We start from the raw sequence: 15,695 nt of genomic DNA, 5'->3' as shown, positions 1-15,695 counted from the left end.
GGCACTTTCTCTCCGCTGCCGCAAAAAGAAAAGCCCGGCTTTACGACCGGGCTTCCAGATTACTGCGGGTTAGCAGGTTTACGCGGGCGGCGTCGGCGCTGCCCCTCGCCTGCCGGTTTCCCTTCGCCGCTACGCCACGGGTTTTCACCGGCTGGTTTGCTGTCGTTATTACGACGCGGCGGTTTGCCCGAAGATTTCGGCGCGCCACCTTCGGCACGACGCGGCTGCTGACCGCGACCACCGCCACCCTGACCGCGACCGCCGCCCTGACGACCGTTCTGAATTGGCTCAGCTTTGATCGACGGGTCCACTTCATAACCCGGGGTTTCAATGCGCGGGATCTCTTTCTTCAGCAGGCGTTCGATGTCGCGCAGCAGCTTGTGTTCATCCACGCAGACCAGAGAGAGCGCTTCCCCGGTTGCCGCCGCACGGCCGGTACGGCCGATACGGTGCACGTAGTCTTCCGGCACGTTTGGCAGCTCGTAGTTCACCACGTGCGGCAGCTCTTCAATGTCCAGGCCACGGGCGGCGATGTCGGTTGCCACCAGCACACGTATGTCGCCGGATTTAAAATCAGCCAGCGCGCGGGTACGCGCACCTTGACTCTTGTTGCCGTGGATCGCCGCGCTGCGAATACCGTCTTTATTGAGCTGTTCCGCCAGGTGGTTAGCGCCGTGCTTGGTGCGGGTAAAGACCAGTACCTGCTGCCAGTTGCCCTGGCCGATCATCTGGGAGAGCAGTTCCCGCTTGCGCTTCTTATCCACAAAGTGCACGTGCTGCGTCACCTGCTCGGAGGCGGTATTGCGGCGCGCGACTTCCACTTCCAGCGGGTTATGCAGCAGCTTTTCCGCCAGTGCCTTGATCTCGTCGGAGAAAGTCGCGGAGAAGAGCAGGTTCTGACGACGCGTCGGCAGCTTCGCCAGCACGCGGCGAATGTCGTGGATGAAGCCCATATCCAGCATACGGTCGGCTTCGTCCAGAACCAGAATTTCGATGTTATCGAGCTTCACCGCGTTCTGGTGTTCCAGATCCAGCAGACGCCCCGGCGTTGCCACCAGCACGTCCACGCCGCCGCGCAGCTTCATCATCTGTGGGTTAATGCTTACCCCGCCGAAAACCACCAGCGAACGAATGTTGAGGTAGCGGCTGTATTCACGCACGTTCTCGCCAATCTGGGCCGCCAGTTCGCGGGTTGGGGTGAGGATCAGCGCACGCACCGGACGACGGCCTTTGGCGTGCGGCTGGTTTTTTACCAACAGCTCCAGCAGCGGCAGGGTAAAGCCTGCGGTCTTACCGGTACCGGTCTGCGCGCTTGCCATCAGGTCACGGCCCTGCAAAACGGCCGGAATGGCCTGCTGCTGGATAGGGGTTGGCTCAACGTAGCCCTGCTCTGCGATGGCGCGCAGAATTTCCGGGTTCAGACCAAGGGAATCAAAAGACATAAAAACTCCGAACCGCCCCGACCATCACAGGTGTAGTTTTCAGGGAGATATAGCGAATAGAAGGACAAAAACCACAATGTCGCGAAGGTGCGGAGTGTAGCAGCTTTTGTGACGTGGCGCATAAAATATCCCCGGCGATGACTCGACGCAGGCAGGAATCAGGCATAATCTTAATCAATCGATTGATTAATTTTTAGTGCTGCTATGAATACAACCCCAACGACAACCAAAGGCGAACAGGCGAAAAGTCAGCTTATCGCCGCTGCGCTGGCGCAGTTTGGCGAGTATGGTCTGCATGCCACCACGCGGGATATCGCCGCTCAGGCCGGGCAGAATATTGCGGCCATCACCTACTATTTTGGCTCAAAAGAGGATTTATACCTCGCCTGTGCCCAGTGGATCGCGGATTTTATCGGCACCAGCTTCCGCCCGCACGTGGAAGAAGCCACCGCGCTGTTCAGCCAGCCAGAGCCGGACCGGGCTGCCATCCGCCAGTTGATCCTTAACGCCTGTCACAACATGATCCGCCTGCTGACGCACGACGATACGCTGAACCTGAGCAAATTTATCTCCCGCGAGCAGCTCTCCCCCACTGCCGCGTACCAGCTGGTGCACGATCAGGTGATCGCTCCGATGCACGGCCATCTGACCCGGCTGATCGCCGCCTATACCGGACGGGACGCCAGCGATACCGACACCATTTTGCATACCCACGCCCTGCTGGGCGAAGTGCTCGCCTTCCGTCTGGGGCGTGAGACCATCCTGTTACGTACGGGCTGGACACAATTCGATGAGGATAAAGCCGCGCAAATTAGCCAGGTCATTACCTGTCACGTTGATCTGATCCTGCAAGGCTTAACGCAAAGGAGCCAGAAGTCATGAAAAAACCTGTCGCCATCATTCTGGTGGTTGTTGTGTTACTTGCTGCGGGAATCGGTGGCTGGCTGTGGTATCAGAGCCAGCAGGATCGTGGCCTGACGCTGTACGGCAACGTGGATATCCGCACCGTGAACATGAGCTTCCGCGTCGGCGGACGGCTGGCCTCGCTGAACGTTGACGAAGGCGATGCCATCAAAGCCGGGCAGACGCTGGGAATGCTGGACAAAGCCCCGTTTGAGAACGCGCTGATGCAGGCAAAAGCAGGCGTCTCCGTCGCACAGGCGCAATACGACCTGATGCTGGCGGGCTACCGTGACGAAGAGATCTCCCAGGCGGCCGCTGCCGTTAAGCAGGCAAAAGCAGCCTATGACTATGCGCAGAATTTCTATAACCGTCAGCAAGGCTTATGGAAAAGCCGTACTATTTCCGCCAACGACCTGGAAAACGCGCGCTCATCCCGCGACCAGGCACAGGCGACGCTGAAATCTGCCCAGGATAAGCTAAGCCAGTACCGCACCGGTAACCGTGCGCAGGACATTGCCCAGGCGAAGGCCAGCCTTGAGCAGGCGCAGGCGCAGTTAGCCCAGGCGGAGCTGGATCTGCACGACACCACGTTAGTCGCCCCGTCTGACGGCACGCTGATGACCCGCGCCGTGGAGCCGGGCAGCATGCTCAGCGCGGGCAGCACCGTGTTAACGCTCTCCTTAACCCGTCCGGTGTGGGTGCGCGCTTACATTGATGAGCCAAATCTTGGCCAGATGCAGCCGGGCCGCGAACTGCTGCTCTATACCGACGGTCGCCCGGACAAGCCATATCACGGCAAAGTGGGCTTCGTCTCCCCTACCGCCGAGTTCACGCCAAAAACCGTTGAAACCCCGGACCTGCGTACCGACCTGGTGTACCGCCTGCGCATCATCGTCACCGATGCGGACGACGCGCTGCGTCAGGGCATGCCTGTTACCGTGACCTTAAACGACGGGGAACGACATGAATGATGCGGTTATCCAGCTCAACAATCTGGTCAAACGCTTCCCGGGAATGGCTAAACCGGCGGTCGCGCCGCTGAACTGTACGATCCAGAAAGGCTATGTGACCGGGCTGGTGGGGCCGGACGGCGCGGGCAAAACCACGCTGATGCGGATGCTGGCGGGATTGCTGAAGCCGGATGAAGGCAGTGCCAGCGTGCTTGGCCTCGATCCGATCAAAGACGACGCGGCGCTCCACGGCATGCTCGGCTATATGCCGCAGAAGTTTGGTCTGTACGAAGATCTGACGGTAATGGAAAACCTCAACCTGTATGCCGATCTGCGCAGCGTTACCGGCGAAACCCGGCAGAAAACCTTCCAGCGTCTGCTTGCGTTTACCTCCCTCGGCCCATTCACCGACCGGCTGGCGGGCAAACTTTCCGGCGGGATGAAGCAGAAGCTGGGGCTGGCCTGCACGCTGGTGGGCGAACCGAAGGTGCTCTTGCTGGATGAACCCGGCGTGGGCGTGGACCCGATTTCCCGCCGCGAGCTGTGGCAGATGGTGCACGAGCTGGCGGGTGACGGCATGCTGATCCTCTGGAGTACCTCTTACCTTGATGAAGCAGAGCAGTGCCGCGACGTGCTGCTGATGAATGAAGGCGAACTGCTCTATCAGGGCGAACCCACCGAGCTGACGCAAACCATGGCCGGGCGCAGTTTTCTGCTGCACAGCGCGCAGGAGTCCAACCGCAAGCTGCTGCAACGGGTACTGAAGCTGCCGCAGGTGAGCGACGGGATGATTCAGGGCCGTTCGGTGCGCGTGATCCTCAAAAAAGAGACTACCGCCGACGATATCCGCCGTGCGCAGGGTATGCCTGAGATCGACATGACAGAGACCGCGCCGCGCTTTGAAGATGCGTTTATCGATCTGCTGGGCGGGGCGGGAACCTCAGAATCACCGCTTGGCGCCATCCTGCACACGGTGGAAGGCACGCCGGGCGAAACGGTCATTGAAGCGAAATCGCTCACCAAAAAATTCGGCGATTTCGCCGCCACCGATAACGTCAATTTTGCCGTGAAGCGCGGCGAGATATTTGGCCTGCTCGGGCCGAACGGCGCGGGGAAATCCACCACCTTCAAAATGATGTGCGGCCTGCTGGTACCAACCTCCGGCAAAGCGCTGGTGCTGGATATGGATCTGAAAGTCAGCTCCGGCAAGGCGCGCCAGCATCTCGGGTATATGGCGCAGAAGTTTTCGCTGTATGGCAACCTGACGGTCGAGCAGAATCTGCGCTTTTTCTCCGGCGTGTACGGCCTGCGCGGGCGGGCGCAGAACGAAAAAATCCGCCGCATGAGCGACGCCTTCGCGTTAACCAACATTGCGTCCCACGCCACCGACGAGCTGCCGCTCGGCTTTAAGCAGCGGCTGGCGCTGGCCTGCTCACTGATGCACGAGCCGGATATCCTGTTTCTTGATGAACCGACTTCAGGCGTGGACCCCCTCACCCGCCGAGAATTCTGGTTGCATATCAATAGCATGGTGGAAAAAGGCGTGACCGTGATGGTCACCACCCACTTTATGGACGAGGCAGAGTATTGCGACCGCATCGGGCTGGTCTATCGCGGCAAGCTGATTGCCCACGGCACGCCGGATGACCTGAAAGCGCAGGCCGCCGACGACGCTCAGCCAGACCCGACCATGGAGCAGGCGTTTATCACCCTCATCCAAGACTGGGATAAGGAGAATACTCATGCGCAGTAACACCCTTTCCTGGCGCCGGGTGCGCGCCCTGTGCGTCAAAGAGACGCGGCAGATTGTGCGTGACCCCAGCAGCTGGCTGATTGCGGTGGTGATCCCCCTGCTGCTGCTGTTTATTTTCGGCTACGGGATTAACCTCGACTCCAGCAAGCTGCGGGTCGGGATTTTGCTGGAGCAGCAGAGCGAAGAGGCGCTGGACTTCACCCACGCCATGACCGGCTCGCCCTACATCGATGCCACCATCAGCGACAACCGGCAGGAACTGATCCAGAAAATGCAGGCCGGAAAAATTCGCGGTCTGATCGTCATTCCGGTCGATTTTGCCGCCAATATGGCACGCCCGGGCGCCGATGCGCCAATTCAGGTGATCACCGACGGCAGCGAGCCGAACACCGCCAACTTCGTGCAGGGCTACGCGGAGGGTATCTGGCAGCTCTGGCAGATGCAGCGCGCCGAAGACCGGGGGGAGGAGTTTGAACCGCTGATTGACGTGCAGACGCGCTACTGGTTTAACCCCGCCGCCATTAGCCAGCATTTTATTATTCCGGGGGCGGTCACCATCATCATGACGGTGATTGGCGCGATCCTCACCTCGCTGGTGATCGCCCGCGAATGGGAGCGCGGCACCATGGAGGCGCTGCTCTCGACCGAAGTGACGCGCGTCGAGCTGCTGCTCTGCAAGCTGATTCCCTACTACTTCCTCGGCATGCTGGCGATGCTGCTCTGTATGCTGGTCTCGGTATTTATTCTTGGCGTGCCGTACCGCGGCTCGCTGGTGCTGCTGTTCTTTATTACCAGCCTGTTTTTGCTCAGCACGCTGGGGATGGGGCTACTCATCTCCACCATCACCCGCAACCAGTTTAACGCCGCGCAGGTGGCGCTTAATGCCGCCTTCCTGCCGTCGATTATGCTCTCCGGCTTTATCTTCCAGATAGACAGTATGCCGGCGGTGATCCGCGCCGTGACGTACATCATTCCGGCGCGCTACTTTGTGAGCACCCTGCAAAGCCTGTTCCTGGCGGGAAATATTCCGGTGGTGCTGATTATCAACACCCTGTTTTTGCTGGCGTCGGCGGTGATGTTTATCGGGCTGACGTGGATGAAAACGAAAAGAAGATTAGATTAGCCATCGGATTTTGTAGGTCGGGTAAGCGCAAGCGCCACCCGACAGGAGGACGACGCGATGTTTCACCGTTTATGGACATTGATCCGCAAAGAGCTGCAATCCTTGCTGCGCGAGCCGCAGACCCGCGCCATTCTGGTGCTGCCGGTGCTGCTTCAGGTTGTACTGTTTCCGTTTGCCGCCACGCTGGAGGTCACCAACGCCACCATCGCCATTTACAACGAAGACAACGGCAAGCATTCCGTCGAGTTGACGCAGCGTTTCGCCCGCGCCAAAGCCTTTACCCATGTCCTGCTTCTGGAAAGCCCGCAGGCGATCCAGCCCACCATCGACACGCAGAAAGCATTATTGCTGGTGCGCTTCCCGGCGGACTTCTCCCGCAACCTGGACAAATTCCAGACCGCGCCGATGCAGCTGATCCTCGACGGACGTAACTCCAACAGCGCCCAGATTGCGGCGAACTATTTGCAACAGGTGGTGAAGGATTACCAGCAGGAGCTGATGGCAGGCAAACCCAAACCCAACAACAGCGAGCTGGTGGTGCGCAACTGGTACAACCCGAACCTGGACTATAAATGGTTTGTGGTGCCGTCATTAATCGCCATGATCACCACCATTGGCGTGATGATTGTCACCTCGCTGTCCGTGGCGCGCGAACGTGAGCAAGGTACGCTGGATCAGCTGCTGGTCTCACCGCTCGCCACCTGGCAGATATTTGTCGGCAAGGCGGTGCCGGCACTGATTGTCGCGACGTTCCAGGCCACCATCGTGCTGGGAGTGGGAATATGGGCGTACCAGATCCCGTTTGCCGGATCGCTGGCGCTGTTTTACTTCACGATGGTAATTTACGGCCTGTCGCTGGTGGGGTTTGGGCTGCTGATTTCCGCGCTCTGCTCAACGCAGCAGCAGGCGTTTATCGGGGTGTTTGTCTTTATGATGCCGGCGATCTTGCTTTCAGGGTACGTTTCGCCAGTGGAGAACATGCCGGTGTGGTTACAGGATTTGACGTGGATAAACCCGATTCGTCACTTCACGGATATCACCAAGCAAATCTATCTGAAGGATGCGAGTCTGGATATTGTGTGGGGAAGTTTGTGGCCGCTACTGGTCATCGCGGCCACAACGGGCTCAGTGGCCTATGCGATGTTTAGACGAAACATCGCGTAGCTTTTTCTCTTTGGTGAGTAACGACACCACCGCAGGCCCTGCGAGGATAGCCAGACCCGCCAGGGCCAGCAGCAGGTTGTTTTGCAGCACGCGTGACAACAGCCACAGGACGATCATTGCCGCACCAAAATACCAGGTGGTGGTGAGCTCTTCGAGCACATCACCCACTTCACGCCAGCGCGCGTCGTGGTGACGCTGTAAAAACAGCATCGACAGCACGGTCACGCCGTAAACCACGCATAACCCTAAGCCGACACGCACCAGCGTGCCGCTCATCCAGCCCATCACCAGTACGGCCACGACCAGTAAATGCAACATTATCTGCCAGCAACTCAAACCGGTTGCGACACGAACGCGTTGTTGCCACTTCATGGCTTCTCTCCTGAAGGATTTTTCTCTGCTAATTCAGACTACCGCACTTTACGGAAAATTCCGTAACGCCGCATCTTTTTGTGACGCCTACTACACTTTATTTTCATCGGGATAGTCACCCAGGAAGGTGTTTATGAGCAAAAAAACGCAGCATTTCTCGCTTAAGGTGCTGACGATAAACATTCATAAGGGCTTCACAGCATTTAACCGCCGCTTCATTTTACCGGAGCTGCGCGACGCGGTACGCACCGTCAGCGCCGATATTGTCTGCCTCCAGGAGGTCATGGGCGCGCACGAAGTGCACCCGATGCATTTCGAAAACTGGCCCGACACGCCCCACTACGAGTTTCTGGCGGATACCATGTGGAGCGATTACGCCTACGGGCGCAATGCGGTCTACCCGGAGGGGCATCACGGTAACGCGGTGCTGTCGCGTTTTCCTATCGAGCATTATGAGAACCGCGACGTCTCCGTTGGCGAGAGCGAAAAACGCGGGCTGTTATACTGTCGTATCACCCCCCCGGCGCTCGATTTTCCCATTCATGTGGGCTGTGTTCATCTTGGCCTGCGTGAAGCCCACCGTCAGGCCCAGCTACAGATGCTGGCAGACTGGACCAATGCGCTGCCGGAGGGCGAGCCCGTCGTGGTGGCCGGTGATTTCAACGACTGGCGACAGCGGGCCAACCATCCGCTGAAGGTGAAGGCGGGGCTGGAGGAGATCTTTACCCGCTCACGCGGTCGTCCCGCGCGGACGTTTCCGGTGCGCTTCCCCCTGCTGCGCCTTGACCGTATCTACGTAAAAAATGCCCACGCCAGCAGCCCGACGGCGCTGGCTTTACTCAACTGGCGACATCTCTCCGACCATGCCCCACTCAGCGCGGAGATCCACTTATGAAATGCACATGGCAGGAAGGTAACCGTATTACGCTGCTGGAAAATGGCGATAACTTTTATCCGGCGGTTTTTGAGGCGATTAGCCACGCACAGCAGAAAGTCTTTCTGGAAACGTTTATCTGGTTTGAAGACGACGTGGGCAGGCAGTTGCACAGCGCACTGCTGCATGCCGCCCGTCGCGGTGTAAAAATCGAGGTTCTGCTCGACGGATATGGTTCGCCGGATCTCAGCGACGAATTTGTTAACGAGCTCACCGCCGCAGGGGTGGTGTTCCGCTATTACGATCCCGGCCCGCGTCTGTTCGGCATGCGCACCAACCTGTTCCGCCGAATGCACCGCAAAATTGTGGTGGTGGATGAAACGGTGGCCTTCGTTGGCGGCATTAACTACTCCGCCGAGCATATGTCGGATTACGGTCCCGAAGCTAAACAGGACTACGCGATCCGTATCGAAGGACCGGTGGTTCAGGACATCCAGCTGTTCGTGCTGGAAAACTTACCCGGCAAAGAGGCCGTTCGCCGCTGGTGGCGACGCCGTCATCGCCCGGAAGAGAACCGCAAGCCCGGCGAGGCGCAGGCGCTGTTCGTCTGGCGGGATAACGAGGAGCACCGGGACGATATCGAGCGTCATTACCTGAAGATGCTGGCGAACGCGAAGCGCGAGGTGATTATCGCCAACGCCTATTTCTTCCCCGGTTACCGGATTTTGCACGCCATGCGCAACGCGGCCCGACGCGGCGTGAGCGTGAAGCTTATCGTGCAGGGTGAGCCCGATATGCCAATTGTGAAGGTCGGCGCGCGTCTGCTCTATCGCTATCTGGTCAAAAGCGGCGTGCAGATCTATGAATATCGCCGCCGCCCGCTGCACGGCAAAGTCGCCGTGATGGATGACCACTGGGCGACCGTTGGCTCCAGCAACCTCGATCCGCTGAGCTTATCGCTCAATCTGGAAGCGAACCTGATCATCCACGATCGCCAGTTTAATCAGACCCTGCGCGATAACCTTCAGGGTCTTATCAATAAAGACTGCGTGCGTGTGGATGAGTCCATGGTGCCGAAACGGAGCTGGTGGAACGTGGGCATCGGCGTGGTGGTGTTCCACTTCCTGCGCCACTTCCCGGCCATGGTGGGCTGGCTGCCCGCGCATACGCCGAAACTGGCGCTGGTGGATCCGCCTGTGCAACCCGAAATGGAAACCCAGGACCGCGTAGAGGCGGAAGATGGAGGGAAAACCTGATGTCGAAATCTCATCCTCGCTGGCGGCTGGCGAAAAAAATCCTGACCTGGCTGTTCTTCATTGCCGTCGCGGTCCTGCTGGTGGTGTATGCCCAAAAGGTGGACTGGGAAGAGGTGTGGAAAGTTATTCGCAACTACAACCGGACAGTCCTGCTGGGGGCCGTTGGGCTGGTGATTGTGAGCTACCTGATGTACGGCTGCTATGACCTGCTGGGACGTGCCTACTGCGGACATAAGCTTGCCAAACGGCAGGTTATGCTGGTGTCATTCATCTGCTATGCCTTTAACCTGACGCTGAGCACCTGGGTGGGCGGGATTGGTATGCGCTATCGCCTGTACTCCCGCCTTGGCTTACCGGGCGGCACCATCACGCGTATTTTCTCCTTAAGCATCACCACCAACTGGCTGGGGTATATCCTGCTGGGCGGGGTGATTTTCACCATCGGCGTGGTGCAGCTGCCTGCGCACTGGTACATCGATGAGGCTACCCTGCGCATCCTGGGCATCGTACTGCTGCTGATCATCGCCGCCTACCTGTGGGCCTGCGCCTTTGCCAAACGTCGTCACATGACCATTAAAGGCCAGAAGCTGGTGCTGCCGTCATGGAAGTTTGCCGTCCTGCAAATGGTGGTTTCCAGCGCTAACTGGATGGCGATGGGGGCCATTATCTGGCTGTTGATTGGCGAAGATGTGAACTACTTCTTCGTGCTGGGCGTGCTGCTGGTAAGCAGTATTGCCGGGGTGATTGTGCATATTCCGGCGGGTATTGGCGTACTGGAGGCGGTGTTTATCGCGCTGCTTGCGGGGGAGCATGTGTCTCACGGGACGATTATCGCCGCCCTGCTCGCGTACCGCATGATCTACTACTTCCTGCCGCTGGCGCTGGCAACGGTCTGTTATCTGGTGCTGGAGAGTCGGGCGAAGAAGCTGCGCGCGAAGAACGAGAGGATGTTGGCGAAGTGAGTTGTGTCGGGTAGCGCTGCGGTCTGATGCCCTCACCCCGGCCCTCTCCCACGGGGAGAGGGAGAAAAGCCCGCACCGTGCAATCCCCTCTCCCTGAGGGAGAGGGTTAGGGTGAGGGGGAAATAACTAGCGACGGTTGCCGAAGATACGCAGCAGCATCAGGAACAGGTTGATGAAGTCCAGATAAAGCGTCAGCGCGCCCAGAATCGAGTATTTGCGCAGGTTTGAACTGTCGCGAACATCAATTTGTTCACCGATGTTTTTCAGCTTCTGGGTGTCGTAAGCGGTTAAGCCCACGAAGATCACCACCCCGATATAGGTCACCGCCCACATCAGCGCGTCACTCTTCAGCCACAGGTTCACCAGCGACGCCAGCACAATCCCAATCAGCCCCATAAACAGCATGTTGCCGAAGCCGCTCAGGTCACGTTTGGTGGTGTAACCGTACAGGCTCATCACACCGAACATCCCGCCGGTCACCACAAACGTGCTGGCGATGGAAGAGTAGGTGTAAACGATGAAAATACTGGAAAGCGTCAGCCCGGTCAGCGCCGAATAGAGCATAAACAGCGTGGTCGCCATACCCGCGCTGAGCTTGTGCACCAGCCCGGAGAGCACGAACACCAGCGCCAGTTGCGCAATAATCAGCCCAAAGAAGGTGATTTTGCTGGAGAAGATAAACATCATCAGTTCAGGCGTGTTTGCCGCATACCACGCGATAAACGCGGTAAGCAGCAGGCCAACCGTCATCCAGCCATACACCTGAGCCATGTAGGTTTGCAGCCCGCTACGGGTCTGCTGAACTATCGAATCGGAACGCGGAAATCGGTCCATGATTCACTCCTGATTAAGTAAACACACACGTTAAGAGTAACACATCCGCGTAAACCAACTACCAACGGCTGGCGGCATGTTTATCGCTGTCGCGTGATTCCACCCAGCGCTCACCTTCCGGCGTCGCTTCACGCTTCCAGAACGGCGCTTTGGTTTTAAGGTAATCCATGATGAACTCCCCCGCCGCAAAAGCACTCCCGCGATGGGCGCTGGTGACGCCGACAAACACAATCTCTTCGCCGGGCCACATTTCGCCGATGCGATGGATAACCGTAACGCGCCCCAGCGGCCAGCGGCCTCGCGCCTCTTCGACAATGGCCGCCAGCGATTTTTCGGTCATTCCCGGATAGTGCTCCAGCGTCAGCGCTTTTACGCTGTCCCCGAGATTATGATTACGCACTTTCCCGGTAAACGTCACGACCGCGCCGTCTTCGTCGCGCCCGGCCAGCCAGTCATATTCCGTGCCCACGTTAAAACGCTCATGGCCGACCAGAATTCGGGTTTCCGTCATCTTAACCCCCTGTGACCGGCGGGAAGAAGGCCACTTCGTCCCCATCGGCCAGCGGGTGGGTTAACTCCACCAGCGTCTGGTTCACGGCGGCCAGCAGTTTGCCTTCGTCCAGCGCCAGCGCCCAGCGGTCGCCTTGCGCCGCCAGATGCGCACGCAGGGCGGCGACATTTTCGAAAGCGCCGTCCAGCGTCAGGCTGTCGGTATTGACCAGCTCACGCACCTGGGCAAAAAAGAGCACCTTAATCATGGCTTTCCACCTTAAAATCACCGGATTTGCCGCCGCTTTTTGCCAGCAGACGCACCGGGCCAATCACCATATCTTTCTGCACCGCTTTACACATATCGTAGATGGTCAGCGCCGCCACGGAGGCCGCCGTCAACGCCTCCATCTCCACGCCGGTTTTCCCGGTTAAGCGGCACAGGGACTCGATACGCACGCGGTTATGCTCCGGCTGTGCCTGCAAATTTACCTCCACTTTGCTGAGCATCAGCGGATGGCAGAGCGGGATGAGGTCCCAGGTACGTTTAGCGGCCTGAATACCGGCGATGCGGGCGGTGGCAAACACATCACCCTTGTGATGGCTACCGTCGATAATCATCGCCAGCGTCTCCGGCAGCATGGTGACGAACGCTTCAGCACGCGCCTCGCGCACCGTTTCGGCTTTGGCGGAGACATCCACCATATGCGCTTCGCCAGCGGCGTTAATGTGGGTCAGTTGTGACATAGCTTATTTCTTTAAATGGGGATGGAAATTACACGGACGGGTACGGGCATCCAGCTGCGGGGCAATAATGTTTTCCCACGCGGTGCGGCAGGCTTTGGTCGACCCCGGCATGGCGAAGATCAGCGTCTTATTCGCCACCCCCGCGACGGCACGGGACTGAAGCGTAGAGGTGCCAATCTCATCAAAGGAGAGCATACGGAACACTTCGCCGAAGCCTTCCACTTCGCGATCGAACAGCGGGAGCAGCGCTTCCGGCGCCTGGTCGCCTGCGGTAAAGCCGGTGCCGCCAGTGATCAGCACAACCTGGACGTCATCATCCGCAATCCACTGTGAGACCTGAGCGCGAATGGCGTAACGGTTTTCTTTGACGATCGCTTTATCAACAATCTGGTGTCCGGCTTCGTGTGCCGCCTCGCGCAGCCAGTGGCCAGAGGTATCATCCTCTTCACCACGACGTTCGGAAACGGTAAGAATAGCAATGCGTGTCGGGATAAATTCCGCGCTTACCTGACTCATCTTCTGGTTCCTTCTAAAGCCTGATTACCCGCCGATATAGGACAGGTTCTGAGTAATGCCGGTGTTGCCCTGATGCAGGAAATGGGTCTGCTTTTTGTGCGTCAGCGCCTCGGAAATACGTGCTTCAAGCGCGTCCTGCTGGGCGTCATCTTTCAGCAAATCGCGCAGATCGACGCCGCCATCCCCGAACAGGCAAAGATGGAGCTTGCCGACGGAGGAGACGCGCAGGCGGTTGCAGCTGGCACAGAAGTCTTTTTCATAGGGCATGATCAGGCCGATTTCGCCTTCATAATCCGGATGACAAAAGACCTGCGCCGGGCCATCGCTGCGCTGGCGGATCTGGTGGATCCAGCCGCGTTTCAGCAGTTCGTCGCGCAGAACCATGCCGGAGATATGATGGCGACGGAACAGCTCGCTGCCCTCCCCGGTCTCCATCAGCTCAATAAAACGCAGTTGAATGCGGCGCGGTTTGATCCACGCCAGGAAAGTGTCCAGCTGATGGTGGTTCACATCACGCATCAACACGGTATTGACTTTGACCTTGTCGAAACCGGCGGTGAACGCGGCATCGATGCCGTCCATCACCTGCTGGAACTTATCCTGGCCGGTAATGGCGTGGAACTGACGGGCGTCCAGGCTATCGACGCTGACGTTGATCGCCGTCAGCCCCGCATCGCGCCAGTTCGCCACGTCACGCGCCATGCGGTAACCGTTGGTGGTCACCGCGATCTGGCGGATACGTTCGTTTTCACGCACGGCGGCAATGATGTCAGGGAAATCACGGCGCAGGGAGGGCTCTCCCCCGGTAAGACGCACTTTTTCCGTGCCAAGTTCAGAGAACGCGCGCGTGACGCGGCGTACTTCATCCACGGAGAGAAAGCCATTATTGGTGACGCTGCCCGGCTTGTAGCCATCGGGCAGGCAGTAGGTGCAACGGAAGTTACACACGTCGGTAATCGACAAACGTAAGTAGAAAAACTTACGCGCGAAAGCATCAGTAAGTTGTGAAGCCATGTACACCTTTCCAGATCGGGAGGCACAGTCATTTCTTTCTGTACCCTGGTGGCAAATCCGCCACGGCCAGGGCGCCATATCTCTCGACACAGGCGCCAGGGCTAGAGTGTATGTTTTCAGTTTTGAAAACGTGGTTATGGCGATAGTAGCGTGGAAATCGCCACTTCGCCATTGTCGCTTTTCGCTATATAAATTTATATATAACGATGTTATCGTGCATTTTCACTACAGAATACGCAAAAACAGCGCTTTCGCATTGATATACGTCATTATGGTTTGTGAGAGGCATCGTCTTTTAGGAGTAGTTGCGTTACTGTGACGCAAGCTTAACAGGATAAGGAATAGGTATGCGCAATCGCACTTTTGCGGATCTGGACCGCGTGGTCGCTCTTGGCGGAGGTCACGGTCTGGGACGCGTGATGTCGTCGTTATCGTCACTGGGCTCGCGCCTGACGGGCATCGTGACAACAACGGACAACGGCGGCTCAACCGGGCGGATCCGACGCGCTGAAGGCGGGATTGCCTGGGGTGACATGCGCAATTGCCTCAACCAGCTTATCACGGAGCCTAGCGTGGCCTCGGCGATGTTTGAGTACCGTTTTGGCGGAAATGGTGAACTTTCAGGCCATAACCTTGGAAATCTGATGTTAAAGGCGTTGGATCACCTGAGCGTGCGCCCTCTGGAAGCGATCAATTTAATTCGTAACCTGTTAAAGGTGGATGCATTCCTGATCCCGATGTCCGAACAGCCGGTGGATTTAATGGCGATCGATGCCGACGATCACGAAGTGTATGGTGAAGTGAATATCGACCAGCTTCTTCTTCCGCCAAAAGAGCTAATGACCTACCCCAGCGTACCCGCAACGCGTGAAGCGGTAGAAGCGATTGCCGAGGCCGATCTGATCCTGATTGGGCCGGGAAGTTTTTATACCAGCCTGATGCCGATCCTGCTGGTGAAAGAGCTGGCGCAGGCGCTGCGCAGAACGCCTGCGCCCATGGTCTATATCGGTAATTTAGGCCGCGAACTCAGCCCGGCGGCGGCAAGCCTGTCGCTGGCGGATAAGCTGGACCTGATGGAACAGTACGTTGGTAAGAAAATTATCGATGGTGTCGTGGTCGGGCCGAAAGTGGATGTATCGGGGATTGGCGATCGCGTGGTGGTGCAGGAGCCGCTGGAAGCCAGCGATATTAAATATCGCCACGACCGCCATCTGCTGCGCGAGGCGCTGGAGAAGGCGATTCAGGCATTAGGTTAGGTTCGTTTTGTGCGGCCTGATGCCCTCACCCCGGCCCTCT

At 58.0% G+C, this 15,695-nt stretch carries 17 protein-coding genes and 1 riboswitch; of the genes, 9 read left to right on the top strand and 8 right to left on the bottom strand.

Annotation, left to right across the window (positions count from 1 at the left end; all coding sequences use genetic code 11):
• Positions 1 to 59: 59 nt before the first annotated feature.
• Entirely contained in the window at positions 60 to 1,442 is a 1,383-nt protein-coding gene (gene rhlE, locus ACOTWU_RS01325) for an ATP-dependent RNA helicase RhlE (protein WP_017693771.1), read from the bottom strand.
• Between the two features lie 204 nt (positions 1,443 to 1,646).
• On the opposite strand from rhlE, the gene cecR reads away from it, so the two are divergent.
• Genes cecR through ACOTWU_RS01300 form a run of 5 tightly spaced genes read left to right on the top strand, consistent with a single transcriptional unit; the run spans position 1,647 to position 7,335 of the window.
• Positions 1,647 to 2,324 (top strand): transcriptional regulator CecR, encoded by a 678-nt coding sequence (cecR, locus tag ACOTWU_RS01320; protein WP_015571074.1) that lies wholly within the window; start codon positions 1,647 to 1,649, stop codon positions 2,322 to 2,324.
• Positions 2,321 to 3,316, top strand: coding sequence for a secretion protein HlyD (hlyD, locus tag ACOTWU_RS01315; RefSeq protein ID WP_023296152.1), 996 nt, complete (start codon positions 2,321 to 2,323; stop codon positions 3,314 to 3,316). Before cecR ends, hlyD begins: the two co-directional genes overlap by 4 nt.
• The gene (locus ACOTWU_RS01310) at positions 3,309 to 5,048 is read left to right on the top strand and encodes an ATP-binding cassette domain-containing protein (protein WP_032668742.1); all 1,740 of its coding nucleotides are present in this window, start codon (positions 3,309 to 3,311) and stop codon (positions 5,046 to 5,048) included. Before hlyD ends, ACOTWU_RS01310 begins: the two co-directional genes overlap by 8 nt.
• Positions 5,038 to 6,171 carry an ABC transporter permease gene (locus ACOTWU_RS01305; RefSeq protein WP_023296150.1) on the top strand — a complete coding sequence of 378 codons (1,134 nt, stop codon included), beginning with the start codon at positions 5,038 to 5,040 and terminating at the stop codon, positions 6,169 to 6,171. Before ACOTWU_RS01310 ends, ACOTWU_RS01305 begins: the two co-directional genes overlap by 11 nt.
• A gap of 57 nt (positions 6,172 to 6,228) precedes the next feature.
• Positions 6,229 to 7,335, top strand: a complete 1,107-nt coding sequence (locus ACOTWU_RS01300) for an ABC transporter permease (protein WP_040117403.1) — start codon at positions 6,229 to 6,231, stop codon at positions 7,333 to 7,335.
• Here ACOTWU_RS01300 and ACOTWU_RS01295 read toward each other — a convergent pair.
• On the bottom strand, positions 7,297 to 7,707 hold the full coding sequence (locus tag ACOTWU_RS01295; protein WP_003858499.1) for a YbhQ family protein: 411 nt from the start codon (positions 7,705 to 7,707) through the stop codon (positions 7,297 to 7,299). The two genes, ACOTWU_RS01300 and ACOTWU_RS01295, sit on opposite strands and share 39 nt — an antisense overlap.
• A gap of 133 nt (positions 7,708 to 7,840) precedes the next feature.
• Here ACOTWU_RS01295 and ACOTWU_RS01290 point away from each other — a divergent pair, with 133 nt between their 5' ends.
• Genes ACOTWU_RS01290 through ACOTWU_RS01280 form a run of 3 tightly spaced genes read left to right on the top strand, consistent with a single transcriptional unit; the run spans position 7,841 to position 10,799 of the window.
• Positions 7,841 to 8,602 carry an endonuclease/exonuclease/phosphatase family protein gene (locus ACOTWU_RS01290; protein ID WP_017384933.1) on the top strand — a complete coding sequence of 254 codons (762 nt, stop codon included), beginning with the start codon at positions 7,841 to 7,843 and terminating at the stop codon, positions 8,600 to 8,602.
• Positions 8,599 to 9,837 (top strand): cardiolipin synthase ClsB, encoded by a 1,239-nt coding sequence (clsB, locus tag ACOTWU_RS01285; RefSeq protein WP_126499042.1) that lies wholly within the window; start codon positions 8,599 to 8,601, stop codon positions 9,835 to 9,837. Before ACOTWU_RS01290 ends, clsB begins: the two co-directional genes overlap by 4 nt.
• Positions 9,837 to 10,799: a lysylphosphatidylglycerol synthase domain-containing protein gene (locus ACOTWU_RS01280; RefSeq protein WP_015571080.1), complete on the top strand. Its 963-nt coding sequence runs from the start codon at positions 9,837 to 9,839 to the stop codon at positions 10,797 to 10,799. The genes clsB and ACOTWU_RS01280 overlap by 1 nt, the downstream gene beginning before the upstream one ends.
• A 126-nt stretch (positions 10,800 to 10,925) precedes the next feature.
• On the opposite strand, the gene ACOTWU_RS01275 is transcribed toward ACOTWU_RS01280, so the two are convergent.
• From ACOTWU_RS01275 to moaA, 6 genes are all read right to left on the bottom strand, one after another.
• Positions 10,926 to 11,633, bottom strand: coding sequence for a Bax inhibitor-1/YccA family protein (locus ACOTWU_RS01275; protein WP_015571081.1), 708 nt, complete (start codon positions 11,631 to 11,633; stop codon positions 10,926 to 10,928).
• 58 nt (positions 11,634 to 11,691) lie between these two features.
• Complete coding sequence (moaE, locus tag ACOTWU_RS01270) at positions 11,692 to 12,144, bottom strand: molybdopterin synthase catalytic subunit MoaE (protein ID WP_015571082.1); 453 nt, start codon at positions 12,142 to 12,144, stop codon at positions 11,692 to 11,694.
• A gap of 1 nt (position 12,145) precedes the next feature.
• The gene (moaD, locus tag ACOTWU_RS01265; protein ID WP_040117401.1) at positions 12,146 to 12,391 is read right to left on the bottom strand and encodes a molybdopterin synthase sulfur carrier subunit; all 246 of its coding nucleotides are present in this window, start codon (positions 12,389 to 12,391) and stop codon (positions 12,146 to 12,148) included.
• On the bottom strand, positions 12,384 to 12,869 hold the full coding sequence (moaC, locus tag ACOTWU_RS01260) for a cyclic pyranopterin monophosphate synthase MoaC (protein WP_006809528.1): 486 nt from the start codon (positions 12,867 to 12,869) through the stop codon (positions 12,384 to 12,386). The genes moaD and moaC overlap by 8 nt, the downstream gene beginning before the upstream one ends.
• Positions 12,870 to 12,872: 3 nt before the next feature.
• Positions 12,873 to 13,385: a molybdenum cofactor biosynthesis protein B gene (moaB, locus tag ACOTWU_RS01255; RefSeq protein ID WP_252049321.1), complete on the bottom strand. Its 513-nt coding sequence runs from the start codon at positions 13,383 to 13,385 to the stop codon at positions 12,873 to 12,875.
• Between the two features lie 24 nt (positions 13,386 to 13,409).
• A complete protein-coding gene (gene moaA, locus ACOTWU_RS01250; protein ID WP_063157823.1) occupies positions 13,410 to 14,399 on the bottom strand; it encodes a GTP 3',8-cyclase MoaA in 990 nt (329 codons plus the stop codon).
• A riboswitch (molybdenum cofactor riboswitch) is annotated at positions 14,387 to 14,520 on the bottom strand. It overlaps the preceding gene by 13 nt.
• A gap of 226 nt (positions 14,521 to 14,746) precedes the next feature.
• On the opposite strand from moaA, the gene yvcK reads away from it, so the two are divergent.
• Complete coding sequence (yvcK, locus tag ACOTWU_RS01245) at positions 14,747 to 15,655, top strand: uridine diphosphate-N-acetylglucosamine-binding protein YvcK (RefSeq protein ID WP_017384936.1); 909 nt, start codon at positions 14,747 to 14,749, stop codon at positions 15,653 to 15,655.
• The last annotated feature ends 40 nt before the right edge of the window (positions 15,656 to 15,695 follow it).

Source organism: Enterobacter cloacae complex sp. GYL001, from assembly GCF_049237125.1.
GTDB lineage: Bacteria > Pseudomonadota > Gammaproteobacteria > Enterobacterales > Enterobacteriaceae > Enterobacter > Enterobacter hormaechei_C.
Note: the sequence above shows the minus strand (reverse complement) of the source record. Positions and strands in the feature narration are given on the sequence as shown.

Coding starts and splice junctions, on each gene's coding strand:
- rhlE (WP_017693771.1), bottom strand. CDS start 1,442: ATGTCTTTTGATTCCCTTGGTCTGAACCCGGAAATTCTGCGCGCCATC.
- cecR (WP_015571074.1), top strand. CDS start 1,647: ATGAATACAACCCCAACGACAACCAAAGGCGAACAGGCGAAAAGTCAG.
- hlyD (WP_023296152.1), top strand. CDS start 2,321: ATGAAAAAACCTGTCGCCATCATTCTGGTGGTTGTTGTGTTACTTGCT.
- ACOTWU_RS01310 (WP_032668742.1), top strand. CDS start 3,309: ATGAATGATGCGGTTATCCAGCTCAACAATCTGGTCAAACGCTTCCCG.
- ACOTWU_RS01305 (WP_023296150.1), top strand. CDS start 5,038: ATGCGCAGTAACACCCTTTCCTGGCGCCGGGTGCGCGCCCTGTGCGTC.
- ACOTWU_RS01300 (WP_040117403.1), top strand. CDS start 6,229: ATGTTTCACCGTTTATGGACATTGATCCGCAAAGAGCTGCAATCCTTG.
- ACOTWU_RS01295 (WP_003858499.1), bottom strand. CDS start 7,707: ATGAAGTGGCAACAACGCGTTCGTGTCGCAACCGGTTTGAGTTGCTGG.
- ACOTWU_RS01290 (WP_017384933.1), top strand. CDS start 7,841: ATGAGCAAAAAAACGCAGCATTTCTCGCTTAAGGTGCTGACGATAAAC.
- clsB (WP_126499042.1), top strand. CDS start 8,599: ATGAAATGCACATGGCAGGAAGGTAACCGTATTACGCTGCTGGAAAAT.
- ACOTWU_RS01280 (WP_015571080.1), top strand. CDS start 9,837: ATGTCGAAATCTCATCCTCGCTGGCGGCTGGCGAAAAAAATCCTGACC.
- ACOTWU_RS01275 (WP_015571081.1), bottom strand. CDS start 11,633: ATGGACCGATTTCCGCGTTCCGATTCGATAGTTCAGCAGACCCGTAGC.
- moaE (WP_015571082.1), bottom strand. CDS start 12,144: ATGACGGAAACCCGAATTCTGGTCGGCCATGAGCGTTTTAACGTGGGC.
- moaD (WP_040117401.1), bottom strand. CDS start 12,391: ATGATTAAGGTGCTCTTTTTTGCCCAGGTGCGTGAGCTGGTCAATACC.
- moaC (WP_006809528.1), bottom strand. CDS start 12,869: ATGTCACAACTGACCCACATTAACGCCGCTGGCGAAGCGCATATGGTG.
- moaB (WP_252049321.1), bottom strand. CDS start 13,385: ATGAGTCAGGTAAGCGCGGAATTTATCCCGACACGCATTGCTATTCTT.
- moaA (WP_063157823.1), bottom strand. CDS start 14,399: ATGGCTTCACAACTTACTGATGCTTTCGCGCGTAAGTTTTTCTACTTA.
- yvcK (WP_017384936.1), top strand. CDS start 14,747: ATGCGCAATCGCACTTTTGCGGATCTGGACCGCGTGGTCGCTCTTGGC.